The following is a 21,135-nucleotide window of genomic DNA, read 5'->3' on the forward strand; positions in this document are numbered from 1 at the left end:
CTTTCAAGTAACACCTCCTTTTCCATAACGCTAACATATTAGTAAAAATTTTACATGTATTATTCCTATAATTATATTTGGAAATTAGTGTTTCCTAACATCTAGTGTAAATGGGTTCATCTTATTGATCAGCCACAGCAAATTCCTAAAGGTATGTTTGGTGTGAGCAGATCTATCAAACTATTTGACAATAAAGAGAAATTCTATTATCGTTGTAAAACCCTAATACAATACTCAAATTCGTATAACTCCAATAATATGGTTTGAAGGTCTCTACCAGGAACCAATAAATCCTGATTACGAAGAAGATACAAGCATTTATTTGTATTTTCTTTGTGATCAGGATTTTTTTTTGAAAATCGAGTAGGTCCAACAATGAATTTTTCTATTATGCCCAAATTGAACTACACTGTCATTTGGATGGGAGTGTTAAACTCAAGACCATCATTGATATCGCAAAGAGAGAAAGATTTTTCTATTTCCCCAAAAAAGTTGAAAGTATTGACCATGATGGTCATTTTTTGTTATATTAAAAATGACCAAAGTGGTCATTTTATGAAGGGAGGCAGCATAATTATTAGTACTAGATTTAAAAATTTGAAAATAGAAAAACAAGAGCGAATTATCAATGCAGCAATGAAAGAGTTTGTTAACAGTGGTTTTGATAAAGCATCAACAAATGAAATAGTAAAGGAAGCACAGATATCTAAAGGATCCCTATTCAACTATTTTAAAAATAAAAAGGATTTGTACCTGTATTTAATTGAAAATTCAATGGAAATCATCGAGCAAATTTATGATGAAATCGATATGAATGAAAGGGATCTCTTCAAAAGGATTCACCAGGTGGGCTTGGTCAAATTAAACATTCAAAAAAAATACCCGTTAGTATTTGATTTCCTTAAATCGTCTGGTGATGAGAAAGCACCGGAAGTAAAATCGGATATTGAGCGGATAAAGGGAAGTATTCTGGATGATGGCTTGAAAAGGATCTACCAAAATATAGATTGGTCAAAATTCCGAGAGGGAGTTGATCCGGAAAAAGCAGTGCATATCCTTAATTGGACAATGGTTGGTTTTGCAGAATTACAAATGGCGAAGATAGATTCTTTTCATCATGTTGGAATGGAGATATTCAATGAATGGAACAGCTATTCCGAAATTCTAAGACGTTGTTTCTATAAAGATGGGGAGGAATGAACAAATGAGCTTATTGAAAGTAACCAATTTATCAAAGAAGTTTGGCAAGTTTACTGCATTGGACAAGGTCAATCTTGAGGTGAGTAAGGGAGAGGTTGTAGGGTTTATCGGTCCAAATGGTGCAGGTAAATCAACCACAATCCGCGTTTTATTAGGGATATTAAAGGCATCAGATGGAGAGGTGAAAATTTTCAACAAAGACGCGTGGCAGGATGCTGTAGACATTCATAAGAACATTGCTTATGTCCCTGGGGATGTGAATTTATGGCCAAACCTAACAGGGGGAGAGGTCATTGATTTATTTGTGAAACTCAATGGTACAACGAATAGGGCAAGACGCGAGGAATTGATAAAAAAATTTGATTTAGATCCATCCAAGAAGTGTAGAACATATTCCAAAGGGAATCGACAAAAGGTAGCTTTAGTCGCGGCCTTTTCATCTGATGCAGATCTCTACATTCTGGATGAACCCACTTCCGGACTAGACCCTTTAATGGAAAAGGTGTTTCAGGAATGTGTGTTGGATGTAAAAAGACAAGGAAAAAGTGTCCTGCTTTCCAGTCATATTTTATCAGAGGTAGAGAAGCTGTGCGATCGTGTCAGTATTATTCGTCAAGGTAAAATTATTGAGTCTGGGTCATTAAGCGAGCTTCGTCACTTAACAAGAACACAAATGCTAGTCGATACCAAGATGCCGATTACAGGTTTAAATGAGCTGGAAGGCATCCATGAAATTGAGGCAAGCGAACATGGTATATCGTTTCAGGTTGACACTGAGCAAATAGATGCTGTTATCAAGCATATTAGCCCGTTTGGTATTGTTAAGCTAGAGAGTGCCCCACCAACGTTGGAAGATTTATTTATGAGTCATTATGAAGGAGCGAAGGATACAGGAGAGGGAGGTGTACAGTGATGGCAGCCAATTTAATGGCTAAAACGGCTTACCTTTCTAAATTCATTTTTCGTCTTGATCGTATCCGGATCCCAATCTGGATCATCTCCCTTACGTTTTTTACGATAGTCGTGCCAACAGCATTTAAGGATTTGTACAGCTCTCAACAGGAAAGAGATGCAATGGCCCAAACAATGGCCAATCCCGCGATGACTGCCATGACTGGTCCAGCTAATTTAAGCAACTATACGATTGGTGTCATGACCGCGCATCAGATGTTACTTATGACCGCTGCAGTGGTAGGGTTAATGTCCATCCTCCTTGTCACTCGCCACACCCGAGCTGCTGAAGAGGATGGACGTTTGGAAATGCTTCGTTCGTTACCGACGGGGCGCCTTTCCTACTTAAATGCAGTCTTACTTGTCGTAACGGCTACGTGTGTTGGAATCGCATTGATCAATGGTTTTGGCCTCTTTGCCCTTGGGATTGATAGCATAGATCTTGAAGGGTCCTTACTGTATGGTACGGCATTAGGGGCGACTGGTTTATTCTTTGCCGGGGTAACAGCCATATTTGCACAGCTGTCGGACAGTTCACGTGGTACCATCGGTTATTCAATAGCGGTACTTCTTCTATCCTATCTTCTTCGGGCCATCACGGACGTAAGCAACGAAGCGCTATCGTGGATTTCACCTTTGGCATGGGTAACAAAAGCAGAAGTTTACGATACGAATAATTGGTGGCCGATTATTTTAATGATTGCTGCTTCAATCGTTCTTTATGCCGCAGCGAATTATTTGAACGCCATTCGTGACTTGGATCGTGGCTTTTTACCATCCAAGCCCGGTAAAAAACATGCATCCCGCTTTTTGCAAAGTCCAATCGGTCTTGCATTAAGATTGCAACGAACCGGAATCATATCATGGGCCATTGGTATGTATGTGTTAGGTGCCTCTTATGGCTCTGTTTTAGGAGATCTCGAATCCTTTTTTTCTGAAAGTGAAACAATGAAACAGCTGCTACAACCAGCGGAAGGGGTAACGTTGATAGAACAATTTATCCCAATGTTGATGACCGTCATTTCATTGCTGGCAACCGTCCCTCCCGTTATGTCCATGAATAAATTGCGCGGGGAGGAGAAGAAGGAACGAATTTTCCACCTGTTAAGTAGAACCGTTTCACGAACAAAACTATTGGGCAGTTACTTCATCATTTCTATAGTCAATGGTTTTGTCATGATTTCCCTTGCAGCGCTCGGACTATGGTCGGCGGGTAATGCAGTGGTGGAAGGTGGATTATCCTTTGAAATGATCTTTGGCGCAGCCCTGTCCTACTATCCAGCCATGCTCGTCATGATTAGTATAGCTGTATTACTTATGGGGTATTTGCCAAAGCTAACGAGCATGATATGGCTTTATGTTTTTTATTCTTTTATCGTTTTGTATCTGGGAGGATTATTCCAATTTTCGGATTGGATTGGCAACATTTCACCTTTTGGTCACGTCCCACAAACACCGATTGAAGACTTTTCTTTCATGCCACTTCTACTTTTATGCATGATTGCCGTTGTACTGACAGCGGCAGGATTTATTGGCTTTAATAAACGTGATATTGAAACTTAATAGTTGAAAAATAGGACCTCCAGTGTGCCTCACGGGAGGTCTTTGATTACTTTTGAGTCAGGATAATATATCAGAGATTTACAGAAATATATCTTTACAAATGAGAATGATAATTGTTATCATTTATATGGTATCTATTATGTGAGGAGATTGTACAATGGAAAATACAAAATCGAATTTAGCAAAAATCATTCGTGAACGTCGTTCGATTAAAAGTGGATATATAGATAAAGAAGTAACAGAGGAAACCGTGCTTGAGATATTGGACGATGCCATCTGGGCACCGAACCACGGCTTAAGAGAGCCTTGGCGTTTTATCTTTGTGTCTGCCAAAGAGAAGGAAGGCTTTGTAGAAAATTTAGTGAAGACATTTTCTTCAGAGATGCAGGAGAACAGAAGGAATTATTTCAGCCAACCCGCTGCATTCCTTATTGTGGTCATGGAGGAAGATCCGAGACAAAAGCAATGGGAAGAGAATTTTGGTGCGGTCAGCTCACTAATTCAAAACTTTCAGTTGCTGGCTTGGGAACAAAAGCTCGGAGTTGTTTGGAAGACGAATCCACACATTTATGATCCAAAAGTGCGTGACTTATTAGACGTGAAGCCTGGAGAGAAGATTGTCGGATTCTTGCATATGGGATACTTTGATAAAGTACCTCAGGTGAGACAGCGAACATCAGCAGAAGAGAAGTTGACGGTTTACAAGAACTAATTCCCTTAGGAAAATCCTATTTTAAAAAAGCAAACGACTCTTGACTCGCCATAACGGTTGGGTCTTTTTTTATGGTCACCAGTTAAGCATTAGTGGTTATGTTTAAAAATTGATATAAATGAAATTTATCAATAAAGAGAAGATGAAAGGAGATCATTCCTTTGCAAAATGGTTCAATCGACGATGTTGTTTGCAGACTAAATGATATTAAACGGGTGAAAGTAATCTCTGAGCCCAGGAAACTTACAAACTCATTTGAACTCCTGTTCGTGAAAGATGGAAGAGGGTTTCTGGAGATTTCCGAAGATACATATATCCTTCAACCATCGAATTTGCATATTATTCATCCATCCCAAGTGTATGCTATCCGTTCTAAGATCAAGAGTGCTCCAATAGAGTATGTCCTCTTCACGTTTGATGTTTATAGGTATCAGCGGGATGAAGAGGCGTATCGCTTACTTGAAGACAGGGGGGGAATTCCCTTGCAGGGGGAGGTGACGGCGCGCTCTCTTTCAAAGGTGGTGGACTTAACTGACGCTTTATTCAAAGCTTTGGATGGACACGCTCCAAAGCGGCTCCTGTTTGAACAACTCTTGAATGAGCTGGTTGAACCTCTACAGACAGGAAATATTCAGGATACAGTGATAGCGGTTGAAGAAGTCAGGAAATTCTTGGATACCCATTACCATGAATCAATCTCGATTGAACAGATGGCATATATGGCAGACGTCAGTCCGAAATACTTCTCTGCCTTTTTCAAAAAAGAGTATGGAATAAGCGCAAGTGATTATATATCCACTTTACGGTTAAACCAAGTGAAACGGCTCCTTTCAAAAAATGAAAATCGCATACGGGACATCGCTCAGAAAGTGGGATATCGGGACGAATTTTATTTAAGTCGAAAGTTTAAGGCGACAGTGGGAATGTCCCCATCTGCCTATCGTAAAAGAAAGATGCGGCGTATTGCTGCTTATGATATGTCTACCATCGGACATTTATGTGCCTTGAACATTTATCCTTACGCCGCTCCGATTCATCCGAAATGGACTTCTTATTATTTTCATCAGCTACGTCAAGATATTCCTGTCCATTTAAGCGCTTATCAGATCAATAAAGACTGGGAGGAAAATATTCATAAGCTTGCTCTCCATCCACCGGATATGATCATCACTCACGATGACATTTCAGAGGAAGAGCGGGCGAGTTTATCAGAGATTGGGCCGGTCTATTATTATCCAAGGAACGAAGATTGGCGTAAGCAATTATCCATGATTGCAGATCATTTAGGAGAGACGGAGGAATGTGCAGCATGGATGAGACATTATGAAAGGCAACTTATATATGGAAGGAACCAAATGAAAAAGCGTTTTAAAGATGAAACTTTCCTTCCTTTGAGGCTATTTCATGGCGAGCTATATTTAGACTACAGCCGTACAGTGAAAGAAGTCTTCTTTCATGATGCGGGGATGCTGTCTGCTGTTAGTCCAGCCAAAAAGTCGGAGATCATTACATTGGGTGAACTTGCAGAAATCGATCCAGATCACATTCTATTAAATATTTGTCAGGAGTCTAAAACACTAGAAAGCTGGAATTCTCTTCAGAAGAACATTGCATGGAATGATATTCGATGTGTTAGGGGAAATCAAGTTCATATCCTCTCATCCGATCCTTGGAGGGAGTATTCGCCCAGCGCCCACGGCAGGGTGATTAGTGAAGAGCTGAAAAAGTTATATGGAAAGAGTACAAATGATCTTACGGAAAATGTCCATGTTCAATGAAAACAAGCTGACGTATAATCATAAATGATAATGATTATCATTATCGAAAGAGATAAAAAAGGAGAGAAAGAGTTATGAAGAAACTACTTATGCCATTGCTGTTAGTCATGCTATTTACATTAGCCGCATGCGGCAATCAAGGCACAGCAGATAAAGAAGAAGGAACATCTGAGGTGGCGGCAACAACCGAATCTGAAGAAAACAAGGAACAAACGATCACATATCTTGGTGAGGAATATACGGTTCCTGCCGACAGTGACAAAATCGTCACGGCAAGTCAGGAAGCGATGGAGGATGCGGCAATACTTGGCGTGAAACCGATCGGAGCCATCGCAACAGGAGGAGCATTCCCTGAATACCTTGGGGATTCCATGTCAGAAGCTAAAGAAATCGGCGATAAGAGGCAGCCGAACAGTGAATTATTACTACAGATGGATCCGGATGTCATTTTGGGAACTTCTAAGTTCCAGCCGGAAGTGGTGGAAAGTTTAAATAAAGTTGCGACTATGATTCCTATTTCCCATATATCAACGGATTGGAAAGAAAACCTGTTGCTGTTGGCAAAACTGAGTGATAAAACAGAAGAGGCAGAAACAATCATCGAAGATTATGAGAAGGAAGCAGCTGAAGGGAAGGAACACTTCAAAAAGACTATGAGCGACAAGGAAGTTGTGATGGTCCGCATCAGAGGAGGGAATTTCTTTGTCTATTCTCCTGACGTGTATTTCAATCCTGTCCTTTATAACGATTTAGGACTGCCTGTCCCTGAAGAGATCCAGGCTTCAAAGAGTCAGGAAATGATCTCGCTTGAGAAGCTGGCTGAAATGAATCCGGATTACTTATTCGTGCAATTTGAGGAAGGGGAAAATGCCGACTCACCACAAGCGTTAGAAGATTTAAAAGGAAATTCCATCTTCAAAAGCATCACAGCGGTAAAAAATGATGACATATTTTATAATTCCGTTCCACCACTTGCTGCAGGGGGAACAGCTTTGAGTAAGACAGAGTTCTTGAAAGTGGTCATGGACAAACTGGCACACTAACAAAAAGGTGATGGGTATTATGGGTAGGAGAAGTACATTGTATAAAATCATATTGTTAGTATCACCGGTAGGAGTACTTCTTTCTCTGTTCATATCCGTGCGCAGCGGATCTACGACCATCAGCACCGCTGAAATCATGAATGTACTATTTTCATATGATCCAGACAATATCCAACATAATGTGATCGTAACGTCCAGGATACCTAGGGCGATAGGTGCGATGGCAATCGGGGCATTACTTGCGATGTCGGGTGCGTTAATGCAGGGGATGACAAGGAACTACTTGGCATCCCCTTCCATTATGGGAGTGTCCGATGGAGCGGGGTTTGCGATTACGCTATCGGTCATATTCTTTCAAGGATTGTCTTCCCTGCAACTGATGACCCTTTCATTAATCGGGTCTGCAGCAGGTGCAGGCATCGTCTTTGGCGTGTCCTCCCTAGTCAGGAACGGCTTATCACCCGTCAAGCTTGCGATTATCGGTACAATCATAGGAACGTTCTTGAGCAGCGTATCTGCTGCGTTGGCCTCTTATTATCAAGTGTCTCAAACTATGAGTTTCTGGTATAATGCAAGGCTTCATCAAATCGATTCCGGGCTTCTGTACTTTACGCTTCCATTTGCCGTTATCGGCATGTTGCTTGCCCTTTCCCTCTCTCGGTCGATTTCGATATTGTCACTGGGAGAAGAAACGTCAGCAGGGCTTGGACAGCGTAAGGGTATCGTGAAATCTTTAACAATGTTATCGGTTATCGTCATGACAGGGATATCGGTGGCCTTAGTCGGTAAAATCGGCTTTGTAGGATTGATCATTCCTCATATAACACGGTTCTTGATCGGTGTTGACTACCGACGGGTCATTCCGTGTGCGGGTATCTTGGGGGGGATCTTTTTAACGTTATGTGACTCCATGAGTCTGTATATGAATTATCCTTTCGAAACACCGATCGGTGTCGTCACTTCTCTGATTGGTGTTCCTTTCTTTCTATACTTGATAAAGAAGAGGGGAGTGATCAGACAGTATGAAAAAGGGTAATTCTTTTATTGTCGTAATGGTATCAGGGGTTCTTTTATTACTATTCCTGATTTATGTGAGCTTGACTGGAGGAATCTATGAACTTACCATTCAACAAGTGTTTTCAGCGTTCTTTAGACTGAATCCGTCTGAAGATCTGGATCTGGTAGTGTTTACATTCAGGCTCCCACGAATCGTTCTGGCCATGCTGATCGGACTTGGGCTTGGCGTAGCCGGAGCCGTTCTTCAAAGTGTCACGAAGAATGGGCTGGCAGATCCGGGAATAGTGGGGATCAATAGTGGTGCAGGTGCCGCCATCGTCTTGTTCATGTATTTCTTTCAACAACAGGTGACAGAAACCAGTTGGGTCATGATCATGCTTATGCCTCTGTTTGGATTGATTGGGGGACTAGTAGCTGCCCTTATCATTTTTTGGATATCATGGGAGAATGGGCGGCTTGATTCGAGGCAGTTCTTACTGACGGGGATAGCCATCGGTTCGGGTTTTGGGGCATTCACAATCTATCTGTCTCTTAAAATGAATGCACAGGATTTTGAAATGGCGACGGTTTGGTTATCGGGCAGCATTTACAGTGCGAATTGGCTCTTCATCCTTTCGATCCTTCCATGGCTATGTATCCTGTTACCGATTATCTTACGGAAATCATATATTCTTGATTTGTTTGGGTTGGGGGAAGTATCCCTCATCGGATTAGGGGTTTCCGTCAAGAAGGAAAAAGCCATTCTGCTATTGAGCTGTATCGGCCTGGTCAGTGCTTCCGTTTCGGTGGCAGGGAGCATATCGTTCATCGGGCTGATCGCACCTCATATTGCCAGGTCCCTCACAGGCAACGGGCACAACAGGATACTGCCGCTAAGCGGACTTGTTGGGATGGTGTTGGTAGTTGGTGCTGACTTCCTTGCCAAAACCGTTGTAGCACCTGCAGAAATACCAGTCGGAATCGTCATTGCGATCATCGGCGTACCATATTTTGTTTTTCTATTATTGAAGGTGAAAGTGTAAAAGAAAGGGGAATAAGGATGAAGGCAGAAAATCGTCAACCATTTACAATTGCAGGGGCAACACAGCATACAATGATATCGAACCAAGGTCATCCATACCGGATTTTGATCTCCGCTCCACAAGAGGAACCTCCCTCTGAAGGCTTCCCGATCATCTATCTCCTGGATGGTAATGCAATATTCGCAACGGTAGTGGAAGCGATGCGGATTCAGTCAAGGAAACCGGAGAAAACAGGCGTATACCCTGCCATCATTGTTGGCATTGGGTATGAAACGGAAGCCCCTTTTTCATCACGGCGCTTTACTGATTACACAATGGGGAATCCTGAAATCGATTTGCCGGAACAGCCTGATGGTAGCCCCTGGCCTGAGCATGGAGGGGCAGAGGTATTTGCTTCCTTTATTGAAGAAGAATTAAAGCCTGAATTGGATTATAGCTATCCTGTTGACAAGAACAATCAAGCGATTTTTGGCCATTCATTAGGCGGGCTGTATGTCTTGAACAGTTTGTTTACACGTCCTGCCTCCTTTAAGACCTACATAGCCGGCAGTCCATCCATTCATTGGAATAATGAGATCATTTATCAAAAGGAGAAAATGTTTCTCCAACAGTCGGAAAGCGAAAATATCAGTGCCAATTTATTGATCGGATTAGGAGAACACGAGCAATGGCATCATACTAATATGGGGGATCTAGCAAAGGAAATGGCAGACCGTCTCCAGTCCTGCCAGGGGTTGAATGTTACATTCATTGAGTTCGCAGGAGAAGGTCATGTATCGGTCTTACCGCCACTTATAAGCAAATCGTTGCCTTTTATCTTTTCAGCAAACGGGTAGTATAATAACTTATAAAAGTAATCCCAATTTTTTAAGCGAGGTAAAAAATGATCATCAGAAAACGAAAGACAGATGAAGATCTTCCAATGGAATTACTGCTATTGGCCGATCCTTCAGAAGAAATCGTAAAAGAATATGTTACTCGGGGAGAGTGCTTTGTAGCTAAACTTGAACAGAAAATGGTTGGAGTGTATGTACTACTTCCAACAAGACCTGAGACCATCGAGCTAGTGAATGTGGCGGTTGCAGAAGAGATGCATGGCAGAGGGATTGGAAAGCAGCTGGTGATGGATGCTGTTAAGGTGGCAAGGTCCAAAGGCTACAAGACCATTGAAGTGGGCACCGGTAATTCTGGAATTGGCCAATTGGCTCTTTATCAGAAATGTGGATTTAGAATGGTTGGTGTGGATATGGACTTTTTCATTAGGCATTATTCAGAAGAAATTTATGAAAATGGGATCCAATGTAGGGATATGATTCGGTTAGCTCAGGATTTATAGATGGCAAGAGGTTGACACCAAAATAAACCCCGTCCGTACATGGGACGGGTTTATTTCGTTGTGTCTACCCTTTTTTACGGAATCAATAAAATCTTTCCTGTACTTTTTCTGCTTTCCAGGTATTCATGGGCTTTAGCACCTTCGCTTAAAGGAAAGGCCGTTGGTTCAGAGACCTTTAACTTTCCTTCTTGGATCCATCCGAATAACTCGTGGGAGCGGGATACCCGTTCTTCGTGAGACGTCAATACATTCCATAGGTCTCCGCCTGTCAGGGTTTTCGAAGTGTCCATCAGCATTCGGGGATCAACAGAAACAGGATCTCCTCCAGCCATACCGAAAAATACTACCGTCCCTCCGACACGAGTGATTTCAAAACTGTCCATCAACGTTGAACCTACGGATTCAAATACAACGTCCGCCCCGTTACCTTCAGTCACATCTCCTGCTAAGTGATAATTTCCTTTTCTTCTGTAAACGTCCGCGAAATTCAGACCGATTGCTTTCATTTCTATTAAAACTTCATCAGGTCCCATTACGGGAGAAGCGATTTCCTGGTAATGGAGGACATCCGGTCCACCAAACTTTTCAAATACGAGTGCTTTCATTATGTACCTCCACCTTTATCACTTCATTCATTTTAGTGTAACCAGTTCCTTTCCTTTTGACTAGGAATGAGCTTATATCATACCTTACAGTCTTTCTTCCACGACCAATCTTGGCCATAGGTACTTCCAGGTGCCTATGCCACTTCAAAGTGCGTTCTTCTCAAAAGCGTCCATCTCGTTCATAATTCAGTTTAGCTTTTCAAACGTACCTATTGGATTTTACAGAAGAGGTTTGAAAGGTGTATAGGCACTGTGAAGTCCCTAGGTTACAAAAAAGTACCTACATGACTTAAAAGTGTGTACTTCAAATATTTATTTGTACCCATTATTATGATGTGTACAGAGAAACGAAAGGCGCCTTCGTTTCCTATTCTAATAAACGAATTATCCAAGGAGGAATAAAACGTTATGAGTTCAACCTCAGCTACAATAGATCAGTCAAAAACGAAAAGTGGCACACCGGCGTTACTTGCCCTTGCCATTAGTGCCTTTGGAATAGGGACAACAGAATTTGTACCGGTTGGATTATTATCATCGATTGCCGATGATTTATCGATATCGATTACACTCGCAGGACTATTGATTTCAGGCTATGCCATCGGAGTGGCCATTGGGGCTCCTGTGTTGACCGCACTGACCAGTAAGATGAACAGGAAATCCCTTCTCATGTCATTGATGCTTATATTCATCGTTGGGAACTCGGTTGCAGCATTTTCCACCAGTTTCGGGTTATTGCTCGTTGCCAGATTTATCACGGCATTCTCACACGGAATTTTCTTCTCAATCGGATCGACAATTGCCGCCGATTTAGTACCTGCCCATAAGCGGGCCAGTGCGATTGCCTTTATGTTCACTGGATTGACGGTCGCAACGGTTACAGGAGTACCACTCGGGACATTCATCGGTCAGGCATTCGGCTGGAGAGCCACATTCTGGGGAGTAGCCCTTCTCGGTGTCGTAGGCATCATCGCTAGTTCCATCCTGGTACCGAAGAACTTAAAAGAAGCACCACCAGCTAAGTTCAGCGAACAATTGAAGATTCTAACGAATGGGCGATTACTATTAGCCTTTGCGATCACAGCACTTGGGTATGGTGGGACGTTCGTCGCGTTCACTTATTTAACACCTTTGCTGCAAGACGTGACGGGATTCAGCGCGAAATGGGTGAGTATCATCCTTCTTGTATACGGAATTGCCGTTGCCATCGGAAATGTCGTCGGAGGGAAAGCATCTGACAAGAGTCCTTTAAAAGCGTTATTCTGGATGTTTGTTATGCAAGCCATCATTCTATTAGTTCTAACATTCGCAGCACCATTTAAAGTGGCAGGTCTGATCGCGATCTTCCTAATGGGATTATTCGCTTTCATGAACGTGCCAGGGCTGCAGATCCTTGTTGTCAACCTGGCTGAAAAGTATGTACCGTCAGCAGTCAATGTGGCGTCAGCCTTGAATATCGCGGCATTTAACATCGGGATCGCGATCGGTTCCTTTGTCGGTGGGATGATCTTGGATGGAATCGGCTTGATCCATACCCCATGGATCGGTGCCATCATGGTGGCAGGAGCTGTACTGTTAACGGCTTGGCTCCGCGGGATCGAACGAAAGTCAGCCTAAAGGGTAGACGTTGGGATGGTTCAAGTATTGAAAGATCGAGTGAATCAATGAATCAATGGAAGAAACATTGTACCACCGAAAAAGGTATTGTTATGACTATCTTGACAGGGGCGGCACTAAACGCCGCCTGTCAAATGAAGAAAGGGAGAAGGAAAGATGAATCCATTCTTACATCACAAAGCCTATAACCGCATGTACACATGTACAAAGAGGGAGAGTTGACGTTAGGTCTTCACATCCCCCTTGAAAATTATCGTTTCGACACCCCGACGATGGAAAAGCAGGTAGAACTGGTACAATTGTCAGAGAAACTTGGTTTCACAAGCCTTTGGTTCAGGGATGTTCTCCTTGAGGATCCAAACTTCGGAGATCCCGCCGTGGGTTAGATCTGTATAGAAAATAGAGAAAAGCTTTAGCATCGAATTCAAGGAACATTTCAAAAATACGAAATGTTCCTTTTTTTAATGCTATAATATGTTTGGATAAAAAAGGGAGTTGTCGTCGTGGAATTTGTTTCGTTACCAGTCATATCGATTGCACTATTTATTCTGATTATACATAGCATTGAAACCCTTGCTTATGCTGTCCGGTTATCCGGGGCAAGGGTGAAGCTAATTGCTTCGGGTCTATCTTTGTTTAATATGATGGTCATTGTTTCAAGGATGTCGAATATGATGCAACAGCCTTTTACAGGCGGTCTCATCGATGCTGCACCTGAGGGCAGAGAATTAGAAGTGATAGAAGGGCAATTCAGGGTGTTGATTGGTGCCTCGACTTTAGGGACAATCCTGGGAATTGTATTATTGCCTACATTCGTTGCTTTGTTCTCCAGAGGGATTATCCATCTTTCAGAGCAGGGAGGTTCTGTTCCCCGATTAATCAAGCTTGGGTTTAAAAATGACCTTTATAAAAGGGGGATCAATCATATTTCCAAGCCGGGTAAAAGATATTTGGAGGGAATTAACTTTAGGGCAATTCCCAAGAGGTTGTTTTTCATCAATATGATGATTACAGCGGTTTACACGATTGGTGTTCTATCTGCGCTATATGCTGCTATCATCGTACCTGATAGAGGACACAGTGCGACCATGGCTTCGGGGTTGATCAATGGTATCGCAACCATTTTACTTACCCTGTTCATTGATCCAAAGATTTCCGTGTTGGCTGATGATGTGGCAAATGGGAAGGGGAAATATACAGAATTAAAAGGTCTTTCCATCATGATGATCATTTCAAGATTGTTCGGGACAGTGATCGCGCAACTGATCTTTATCCCGGGCTCATACTATATTGCTTGGATGTCTCAGTTTTTTGTTCATTAATACAAAACTATGATATTACATCAGGAGATGAAAGGTGCTCTGAGAGAGAAAGTGTTTTAGGTTAAGCTTATCTATTTTATATTTTCATTCTAATGGGAGAGCAGTCTGAATGAAAGAAACCATTGGGGGTGATTCCCTTGCACTACATCAAATTTAAACCTGAGTATATTCCTTTAACATTCATATTCATCGTGAGTTTAGTTTTACTGTTAACACTTATGAGTGGACTGTCGTCAATAAGGGAAGCTATTACATATGTATTGATCATTATTTTCCTTGCATTTCTAACCATAGAAATAAAAAGGAAAACAAACAAAAAAAAATCATCAAGCAATGCTTATAAGTATGTGGTGTTAATAATTTTATTTACTTATTTAGGATTATTTTAAGTAAGTCGTGTAATCACCATCATTAAAATACAAAAAATTTTATCTTAAAAGAGGGCTTTTTGGTAACATTGCTAAACATTTTAGCTCAGAAAGGGACGTGATTATGGGGAAATGGAAAAGGAAATTACTACATACAACACGCGGAGTATTTGAGCTATTTATCAAGGGACAGGGAGCCCCGCTTTGTGTGACCCACCATTATTCAGAATTCAACCAAACCGGTGACTATTTTGCAGAGTCATTTACAAGGACAAACCAAGTTTTTTTAATCAACTTACGGGAAGCAGGTCAATCAGAGAAAGCAAACGAACCCTATCAGCTGAGTATGCTGGAATCCATATTCGAGTTGGAAGCGATTCGGGAAGCATTAGGGTTTCTTCAATGGGGGTTCGCCGGTCATTCAACTGGGGGAATGTTAGGGATACTTTACGGAATCTATTTCTCGGAAAGTCTCCAAGTTAATGTGATCGTCGGTGCAGCTGCGAGAGAATATATGACCTTCTCAAAGGAGTGCATTTATAATTCTGCGCACCCGGATTTCCACAGGATGCAGGAACTGATAGAAACGTTAAAACAGTCGGATTTACCAATAGAAAAAAGAAAAGAACTAACGGTGGAAAGGACGAAATTGTCTTTATACTCTCCTGAAAAATATGGTGAGCTTTTTTCACTCGACATTCATAAAGGGTTGTCTGCTGCACGAATGAACTTTTTTATCCGTGAATTACAAGTTTATGATGTCAGTAGAAAACTGGAGTATATTTCAGTCCCCACTTTAGTCATGTGTGGCAGATATGATGTCCAATGTCCTTTAACGTATTCCATTGAGATGGCTGAAGGTATACCTCACTCTAGATCAGTAATCTTTGAGAAAAGTAACCATTATCCATTCCTGGAAGAGGCAGAGCGATTTGCGGATGAGTATGATTTGTTTTTGAAGGAAAATCATGATGATTCTTTTGAAAGAAGACAGTGAGGAGGTTATTTAGTCGATGCATGAAGAAAGAATAAGAGAATTGTATCCAGAGTTAAACATAAATCATAGTGAAGTCATTGATCTTGGTCAGAATAATGATGTACTAATCGTTAATGATACCTTCGTCTTCAGGTTCCCGAAGTATGTAGAAGGGATAAAAAAATTAAAAAAAGAAACCGAAGTCCTGGAACAGATTAGGGGGAAGCTCAGTTTACCCATCCCATATCCTCAGTACAAATCGATGGAACCCAATGAAGTAGGAAAAGTGTTCACCGGCTATCAACGCATTGAAGGTACTCCCTTATGGCACGATATGAAGAAGAACATTCATAACGAAGAACGCATAGCTTCCCAATTGGTTCAATTTTTGAAGGAATTGCACTCTCAACCTGTCGACAGTTTAGGAATTGAGAAGAAGAGCGCTGAAGATGTACGGAATTCGATCGTAGGTTTATATGGGAAATTTAAAAATAAGCTTTTCCCGTATATGAATGAAACATCCAAGTCTGAAATCGATCATAACTTAGAAAGGTTTTTATCGAATAAGGAACTTCTATCATTCAACACCGTTCTTATCCATGGAGATTTTGGAGCATCTAATATTTTGTGGGATTCAAAACGGGAAGAGATAACGGGAATCATAGATTTTGGGGAAACGGAAATAGGCGACCCTGCATATGACTTTGCAGGTTTATTATCCAGTTACGGCCAGCCTTTCGTTAAAAGGTGCCTGAGTATGTATCCGGATGGGGAAAGAATCTTTGAAAGAATGACATTTTATAAGAGCACATTCGCATTGCAAGAAGCGCTCCATGGAGTTGAGAATGATGATCCGGAAGCATTTGAGAGTGGGATGAGAGAGTATAGATAATTCCAACATGTTCCTCAGTCATCACGGTTGTGTAATAATATGGAAATTGACGCGATAACTCAGAATAACGACGCAATTATGATGATTTCAGACGCAATAATTAAAAAAATGACGCAATGAGCATCATTTCAGACGCGATTGTGATTGAAAATGACGTAATCACAATCTAAAAGGTGGGATAAGTAGACTTGAAATGCCTTTTAAGTAGAGCTTTCGAAAGGTAGGAAAGGAATACCCCAACCGTTTTCAAAAGAAATGAATCATTTTCAGCAAAGAAGAGCATTTTACCAGCAAAAGACGAACCTCTCATCAAAGGGCACTAACGCCTCTCTGACAGGTTCGTCCAGCAATATCACTCCTCATACTTCAACTCCAACGTAATCTGAGTAGTCGTATAAAAGTACATTTCCCGCACTTTCAAATTAAAGGACTTATCATTCAATTTGACCGTTTTGTTTTCGATGATCTTCTTGATGAGTTCCTTATTCCCGTAAACCGTTTCTAAGTCTTTGGTCAAAAGGCTCCGCAAATCCTCGCTCAACTGATCCTCTGTTTCGTGTATACTGAGTAATTCGACTTTTGTTTTCGTATTGTTGATGATCTTCACTTTGACTTCCTGGATGGTGAGTTCGTCTTCGTTTTCGGTGTTTAGTTGTTTGTATTCTTCTTGAAGATAAGACAGGGTGTTTTTCAGTTTGCTGATGTCGTTTTTTTGTTCTTCTATTAATTGCGTTTGTTTTTCGTGCATGGAACCGAACATGAAGATAAAAATCATCCAGCTGATGATTCCTCCTACAACCATTCCTGCAAAGAATCTCTGCCAGGAAGGAAGCCGGTAAAAAGGTGGGATTCTCATGATGAAATATGCTCCTGTGTAAGCCAATTAATGATCATCCCACCAGTGTTTGCCCCGCCTAAAGCAGATAGTATTAACAGAAACTGCTTGAATAACTCCTTCGTTTCACCATTTAAGAATCCTTTTTCAAAGCTGTAGACTGTATCGAATGTACCTCCGATGGCAGCAATAATCGCCCATATCCTAAGGAAATTAGATAAACGCCACATTTCAATGAATAAAGGCTGTCCCATTGCAAAAGAAGCTAATCCGCCGAGTAAGGATCCACCTAGTAAAACACCAAAGGCTATGAAAAAACTTTTAACCAATTCCGGAAAGAAAGCTTCTGCCATTTCATCATCTCCATCTATTACGTGTCTTTACGATAACTATATGGGATTAGTAGACAAGATATGAGGGAGAACATATTTTCTTTTTTGCGGTTTCTTTCCTATAATAAAAGTATATTGAGAAAAAGGTTGTGCATAACATGTCATTTGTTCATTTACAAGTAGCGAGTGCCTATAGTCTCTTGTCTAGCACGATATCGATAAATGGACTTGTACATAAAGCGAAGAATTCAGGGTATAAAGCACTGGCTTTAACCGATAAAAATATGATGTATGCCGCCATCCCCTTTTATAAGGCGTGTTTAAAAGAAAACATAAAACCGATTATCGGGTTGACTGCAGATATTGCATCAGAGGAAGGTTCCTATCCCCTTCTTCTCCTCGTGAAAAACCAGACGGGGTATCAGAATCTATTAAAGATTTCGAGTGCGATTGGAGCAAAGTCTAAGACTGGGCTCCCGTTGAAGTGGCTCTCTTCCTATAGTGAAGGGTTGATTGCGATCACTCCGGGGATCAAAGGTGAGATTGAGAGTCTGTTATTGAATGGTGAAAGTGAAAAAGCAAAGGAGTGCATCAACACCTATCAGCAGATCTTCGGCAGGAATTCCTTTTACTTAAGCCTCCAAAAGCATGGGATTCCGTCTGAAGATACTCTTATTCCTTTGCTACAGCAGGTGGCCGAAGAGACGGGGACGGATATGGTGGCTACCAATGATGTTCAGTATTTAAACCAGGAAGATCATTTCGCCCATGAATGCATGGCTGCGATCAGGGACGGAGTGAAGCTCTCAGAAGATGACCGGGACGTATTGGGTTCACAGGAGTACTACTTCAAGTTCAAAGAGCAGATGGTGGATTTGTTTTCTGATCATGTAACGGAGCTTGAAAACACGTTGAAGATTGCCGATCAGTGCCACCTGACCATCCCTTTCCATCAGCAGCTCCTCCCGAAATATCCTCTGCTTGAGGGAGTATCTGCCCTTCAGGAATTAACCCGTCTTTGTGAGAAAGGCCTGAGTGAAAGGGTAGAGTCGGTTTCCGATGAGTACATAGAACGATTGGATTATGAGCTCGACGTCATAGGAAGGATGGGATTCAGCGATTATTTCCTGATTGTCTGGGATTTTATGAAGTATGCGAAAGAAAGAAAGATCCTGACTGGACCGGGAAGGGGATCGGCAGCGGGTTCCTTGGTATCTTACGCTTTGAGGATTACAGATGTGGATCCGATCGAGCATCATTTGCTGTTTGAACGATTTTTAAATCCTGAGCGGGTGTCTATGCCGGATATTGATATCGATTTTCCCGATCATCGCCGCGACGAAGTGATCGAGTATGTGGAAGGGAGGTATGGGAGCCTTCACGTTGCCCAGATCATTACGTTCGGGACCTTTGCAGCGAAGGCAGCCCTGCGTGATACAGGTCGTGTATTTGGCTTGAATATGAAGGAGCAGGAGCAAGTATCCAAGCTTGTTCCGAATCAGTTGGGGATCACGCTACAGGAAGCCTATGAAAAGTCTAAGGGATTCCGTGAATTTGTGACGAGCTCTGATCATTATAAGAAATTATTTCAGACGGCTCTTAAACTGGAAGGACTCCCTAGACACACGTCGACCCATGCGGCGGGAGTCGTGATGAGTGAAGCTCCATTGGTTCAATGGGTACCCATACAGGGCAGTGCCTCCGGTATCCACTTGACTCAATTCCCTATGGATGTACTGGAAGAAATCGGGTTGTTGAAAATGGATTTCCTCGGCCTCCGGAATCTAAGTATATTAGAAAGAATTGTGAAGAACGTTCAAATGGGAACCAATAAATCATTCTCCATTGAGTCTATACCCATGAATGATCCTAAAACCTTTGAATTATTGAGTAAAGGGCTGACCAATGGGATTTTTCAGCTAGAATCAGAAGGTATGCGGAATGTTTTAAAAAGGCTGAAGCCTAATTCATTTGAAGATATTGTGGCCGTTAACGCGTTGTACCGTCCGGGGCCAATGGAAAACATCCCGACGTATATTAAACGGAAGAACGGCGTGGAAAAGGTGGTATATCCTTTGCCTGACTTAAAGCCGATTCTTGAAATGACATACGGTGTCATTGTATATCAGGAACAAATCATGCAAATTGCTTCGAAAATGGCCGGTTTCTCACTTGGGGAAGCAGATTTGCTCAGAAGAGCGGTTTCGAAGAAGAAAAAGGATGTCCTCGATCAGGAACGGGAGCATTTTGTTTCCGGTTCAACACAGAAAGGATATACCGAAGAAGTAGCGCACACCATTTATGACTTGATTGTCAGATTCGCAGATTATGGATTCAACCGCTCTCATGCTGTTGCCTATAGTATGATCGCCTATCAACTTGCCTATCTAAAAGCACATTATCCTGCTTTTTTCTTATCATCCCTTCTGACTTCGGTAGTGGGAAATGAGACGAAAGTGGCTCAGTATATCCGGGAAGCAAAGCTTTATGATATTGAGATCCTGCCCCCATCCATTAATACGAGTCAATTTGTCTTTACGGTGGAAGGAAAGAATAAGATCCGGTACAGCTTAGGGGCAATCAAAGGAATAGGGGCAGCTGCTTTAAAGGAAATCATCCGTGCCAGAAAAGAAAAACCATTTCAGGACCTGTTTGATTTTTGTATGAGGGTATCTTCCAAAACGATTAACCGGAAAATTCTCGAAAATTTAGTATTGTCCGGGGCGTTCGATGAATTCGAAATGGACCGTGCCACGTTGCTTGCGAGCCTTGATGTAGCGGCCCAGCATGCAGAACTTGTCAACCCTGATGGTGATCCCGATCTATTTCATGAGGAAGAGGCGTTCCTGTTAAAGCCTAAACATGTCGAGGTAGAGGATATGACGATCGATACGAAGCTTCAATTCGAGAAACAGGTGCTGGGTCTCTACTTATCTGACCATCCCGTTTCATCCTACCGTCACCTGTATGATGATCTTGGCTTACAGCAAATAGCCGATCTTCAAAAGGGATCGAAAATCACATTTGGCGGTTATATTACCGGAGTGAAATCCATACGGACGAAAAAAGGGGAAGTGATGGCCTTTCTTGAAATCGGTGATGAAAGTGGAGAGATCGAAGCGGTGGTGTTTCCGAATGTCTATCGAAATAATATGACTCAATTAAAAGAAGGGAATATCTTCGTGTTTGGTGGAAATGTTGAAGAACGTAACGATAAGCTTCAGTTCATTGTGAATCAGGTGGAAGCGATGGAAGAAGTGCAGGCGAGAGTGAAAGCAAGGGATCAAAAGCTCTATTTGAAAATTCCCATCGATCAGGATGAAGAGGCGTGTACGCAGCGTATTCATCAAACGATTAACCGATTCAAAGGGAAGAATCCTGTCATCATTTATTATGAACGTGAAAAAAAGAGTGTCAAGCTTCCGGACCATTTACGTGTGTCCCCGTCTCAAGAGGCTCTTAGGGAAATGCAGCGGATTCTGGGAGAGGCAAATGTCATATTACAATAACATACTTTACTAAAACCAATATTTATATTATTGTTTAATAGAAAAAGGTGGTCAGACCAC

Annotated in this window: 18 protein-coding genes, 1 pseudogene and 1 riboswitch; of the genes and pseudogenes, 16 read left to right on the plus strand and 3 right to left on the minus strand. The window is 41.8% G+C overall.

Features of this window, described 5'->3' with window-relative positions; genetic code table 11:
- Window positions 1-220 precede the first annotated feature (220 nt).
- Window positions 221-320: riboswitch (purine riboswitch) on the plus strand.
- A 55-nt stretch (window positions 321-375) separates the two neighbouring features.
- The 10 genes from F0342_RS12055 to F0342_RS12100 all read left to right on the plus strand — a co-directional run bounded on the left by F0342_RS12055 (window position 376) and on the right by F0342_RS12100 (window position 10,622).
- Window positions 376-1,200: a TetR/AcrR family transcriptional regulator gene (locus F0342_RS12055; RefSeq protein ID WP_262481721.1), complete on the plus strand. Its 825-nt coding sequence runs from the start codon at window positions 376-378 to the stop codon at window positions 1,198-1,200.
- 4 nt (window positions 1,201-1,204) lie between these two features.
- Window positions 1,205-2,113 (plus strand): ABC transporter ATP-binding protein, encoded by a 909-nt coding sequence (locus F0342_RS12060; RefSeq protein ID WP_149156187.1) that lies wholly within the window; start codon window positions 1,205-1,207, stop codon window positions 2,111-2,113.
- Complete coding sequence (locus tag F0342_RS12065; RefSeq protein WP_149156188.1) at window positions 2,113-3,714, plus strand: ABC transporter permease; 1,602 nt, start codon at window positions 2,113-2,115, stop codon at window positions 3,712-3,714. Before F0342_RS12060 ends, F0342_RS12065 begins: the two co-directional genes overlap by 1 nt.
- A gap of 157 nt (window positions 3,715-3,871) precedes the next feature.
- Window positions 3,872-4,426 carry a nitroreductase family protein gene (locus F0342_RS12070; protein ID WP_149156189.1) on the plus strand — a complete coding sequence of 185 codons (555 nt, stop codon included), beginning with the start codon at window positions 3,872-3,874 and terminating at the stop codon, window positions 4,424-4,426.
- 161 nt (window positions 4,427-4,587) lie between these two features.
- On the plus strand, window positions 4,588-6,204 hold the full coding sequence (locus tag F0342_RS12075; RefSeq protein WP_149156190.1) for an AraC family transcriptional regulator: 1,617 nt from the start codon (window positions 4,588-4,590) through the stop codon (window positions 6,202-6,204).
- Between the two features lie 74 nt (window positions 6,205-6,278).
- Window positions 6,279-7,247: an ABC transporter substrate-binding protein gene (locus F0342_RS12080; RefSeq protein WP_149156191.1), complete on the plus strand. Its 969-nt coding sequence runs from the start codon at window positions 6,279-6,281 to the stop codon at window positions 7,245-7,247.
- A gap of 19 nt (window positions 7,248-7,266) precedes the next feature.
- A complete protein-coding gene (locus F0342_RS12085) occupies window positions 7,267-8,283 on the plus strand; it encodes a FecCD family ABC transporter permease (protein WP_149156192.1) in 1,017 nt (338 codons plus the stop codon).
- Window positions 8,270-9,286 (plus strand): FecCD family ABC transporter permease, encoded by a 1,017-nt coding sequence (locus F0342_RS12090; protein ID WP_149156193.1) that lies wholly within the window; start codon window positions 8,270-8,272, stop codon window positions 9,284-9,286. The genes F0342_RS12085 and F0342_RS12090 overlap by 14 nt, the downstream gene beginning before the upstream one ends.
- Window positions 9,287-9,303: 17 nt before the next feature.
- Entirely contained in the window at window positions 9,304-10,122 is an 819-nt protein-coding gene (locus F0342_RS12095; RefSeq protein ID WP_149156194.1) for an alpha/beta hydrolase, read from the plus strand.
- 47 nt (window positions 10,123-10,169) lie between these two features.
- Window positions 10,170-10,622 carry a GNAT family N-acetyltransferase gene (locus F0342_RS12100; RefSeq protein WP_149156195.1) on the plus strand — a complete coding sequence of 151 codons (453 nt, stop codon included), beginning with the start codon at window positions 10,170-10,172 and terminating at the stop codon, window positions 10,620-10,622.
- 74 nt (window positions 10,623-10,696) lie between these two features.
- On the opposite strand, the gene F0342_RS12105 is transcribed toward F0342_RS12100, so the two are convergent.
- A complete protein-coding gene (locus F0342_RS12105) occupies window positions 10,697-11,227 on the minus strand; it encodes a zinc-binding dehydrogenase (RefSeq protein WP_149156196.1) in 531 nt (176 codons plus the stop codon).
- 408 nt (window positions 11,228-11,635) lie between these two features.
- Between F0342_RS12105 and F0342_RS12110 the strand changes: the two genes are divergently transcribed.
- From F0342_RS12110 to F0342_RS12130, 5 genes and pseudogenes are all read left to right on the plus strand, one after another.
- Window positions 11,636-12,841, plus strand: a complete 1,206-nt coding sequence (locus F0342_RS12110) for an MFS transporter (RefSeq protein WP_149156197.1) — start codon at window positions 11,636-11,638, stop codon at window positions 12,839-12,841.
- Window positions 12,842-12,997: 156 nt separating this feature from the next.
- Window positions 12,998-13,224: pseudogene (locus F0342_RS12115) on the plus strand (LLM class flavin-dependent oxidoreductase); the annotation flags it as partial.
- A 120-nt stretch (window positions 13,225-13,344) separates the two neighbouring features.
- On the plus strand, window positions 13,345-14,163 hold the full coding sequence (locus F0342_RS12120; protein ID WP_149156198.1) for a lipid II flippase Amj family protein: 819 nt from the start codon (window positions 13,345-13,347) through the stop codon (window positions 14,161-14,163).
- 492 nt (window positions 14,164-14,655) lie between these two features.
- Window positions 14,656-15,528: an alpha/beta fold hydrolase gene (locus tag F0342_RS12125; protein ID WP_149156199.1), complete on the plus strand. Its 873-nt coding sequence runs from the start codon at window positions 14,656-14,658 to the stop codon at window positions 15,526-15,528.
- Window positions 15,529-15,544: 16 nt separating this feature from the next.
- The gene (locus F0342_RS12130; protein WP_149156200.1) at window positions 15,545-16,399 is read left to right on the plus strand and encodes a phosphotransferase family protein; all 855 of its coding nucleotides are present in this window, start codon (window positions 15,545-15,547) and stop codon (window positions 16,397-16,399) included.
- Between the two features lie 352 nt (window positions 16,400-16,751).
- On the opposite strand, the gene ytrI is transcribed toward F0342_RS12130, so the two are convergent.
- Together ytrI and ytrH are read right to left on the minus strand one after the other, a co-directional pair.
- On the minus strand, window positions 16,752-17,255 hold the full coding sequence (gene ytrI / locus F0342_RS12135) for a sporulation membrane protein YtrI (RefSeq protein WP_149156201.1): 504 nt from the start codon (window positions 17,253-17,255) through the stop codon (window positions 16,752-16,754).
- Window positions 17,252-17,587, minus strand: a complete 336-nt coding sequence (ytrH, locus tag F0342_RS12140) for a sporulation membrane protein YtrH (RefSeq protein WP_113969604.1) — start codon at window positions 17,585-17,587, stop codon at window positions 17,252-17,254. The genes ytrI and ytrH overlap by 4 nt, the downstream gene beginning before the upstream one ends.
- A gap of 137 nt (window positions 17,588-17,724) precedes the next feature.
- Between ytrH and dnaE the strand changes: the two genes are divergently transcribed.
- Window positions 17,725-21,075 (plus strand): DNA polymerase III subunit alpha, encoded by a 3,351-nt coding sequence (gene dnaE, locus F0342_RS12145; RefSeq protein ID WP_149156202.1) that lies wholly within the window; start codon window positions 17,725-17,727, stop codon window positions 21,073-21,075.
- Window positions 21,076-21,135: the final 60 nt, after the last annotated feature.

The organism is Bacillus sp. CH30_1T (genome assembly GCF_008364765.1).
Taxonomy (GTDB): Bacteria; Bacillota; Bacilli; order Bacillales; family Bacillaceae_B; genus Rossellomorea.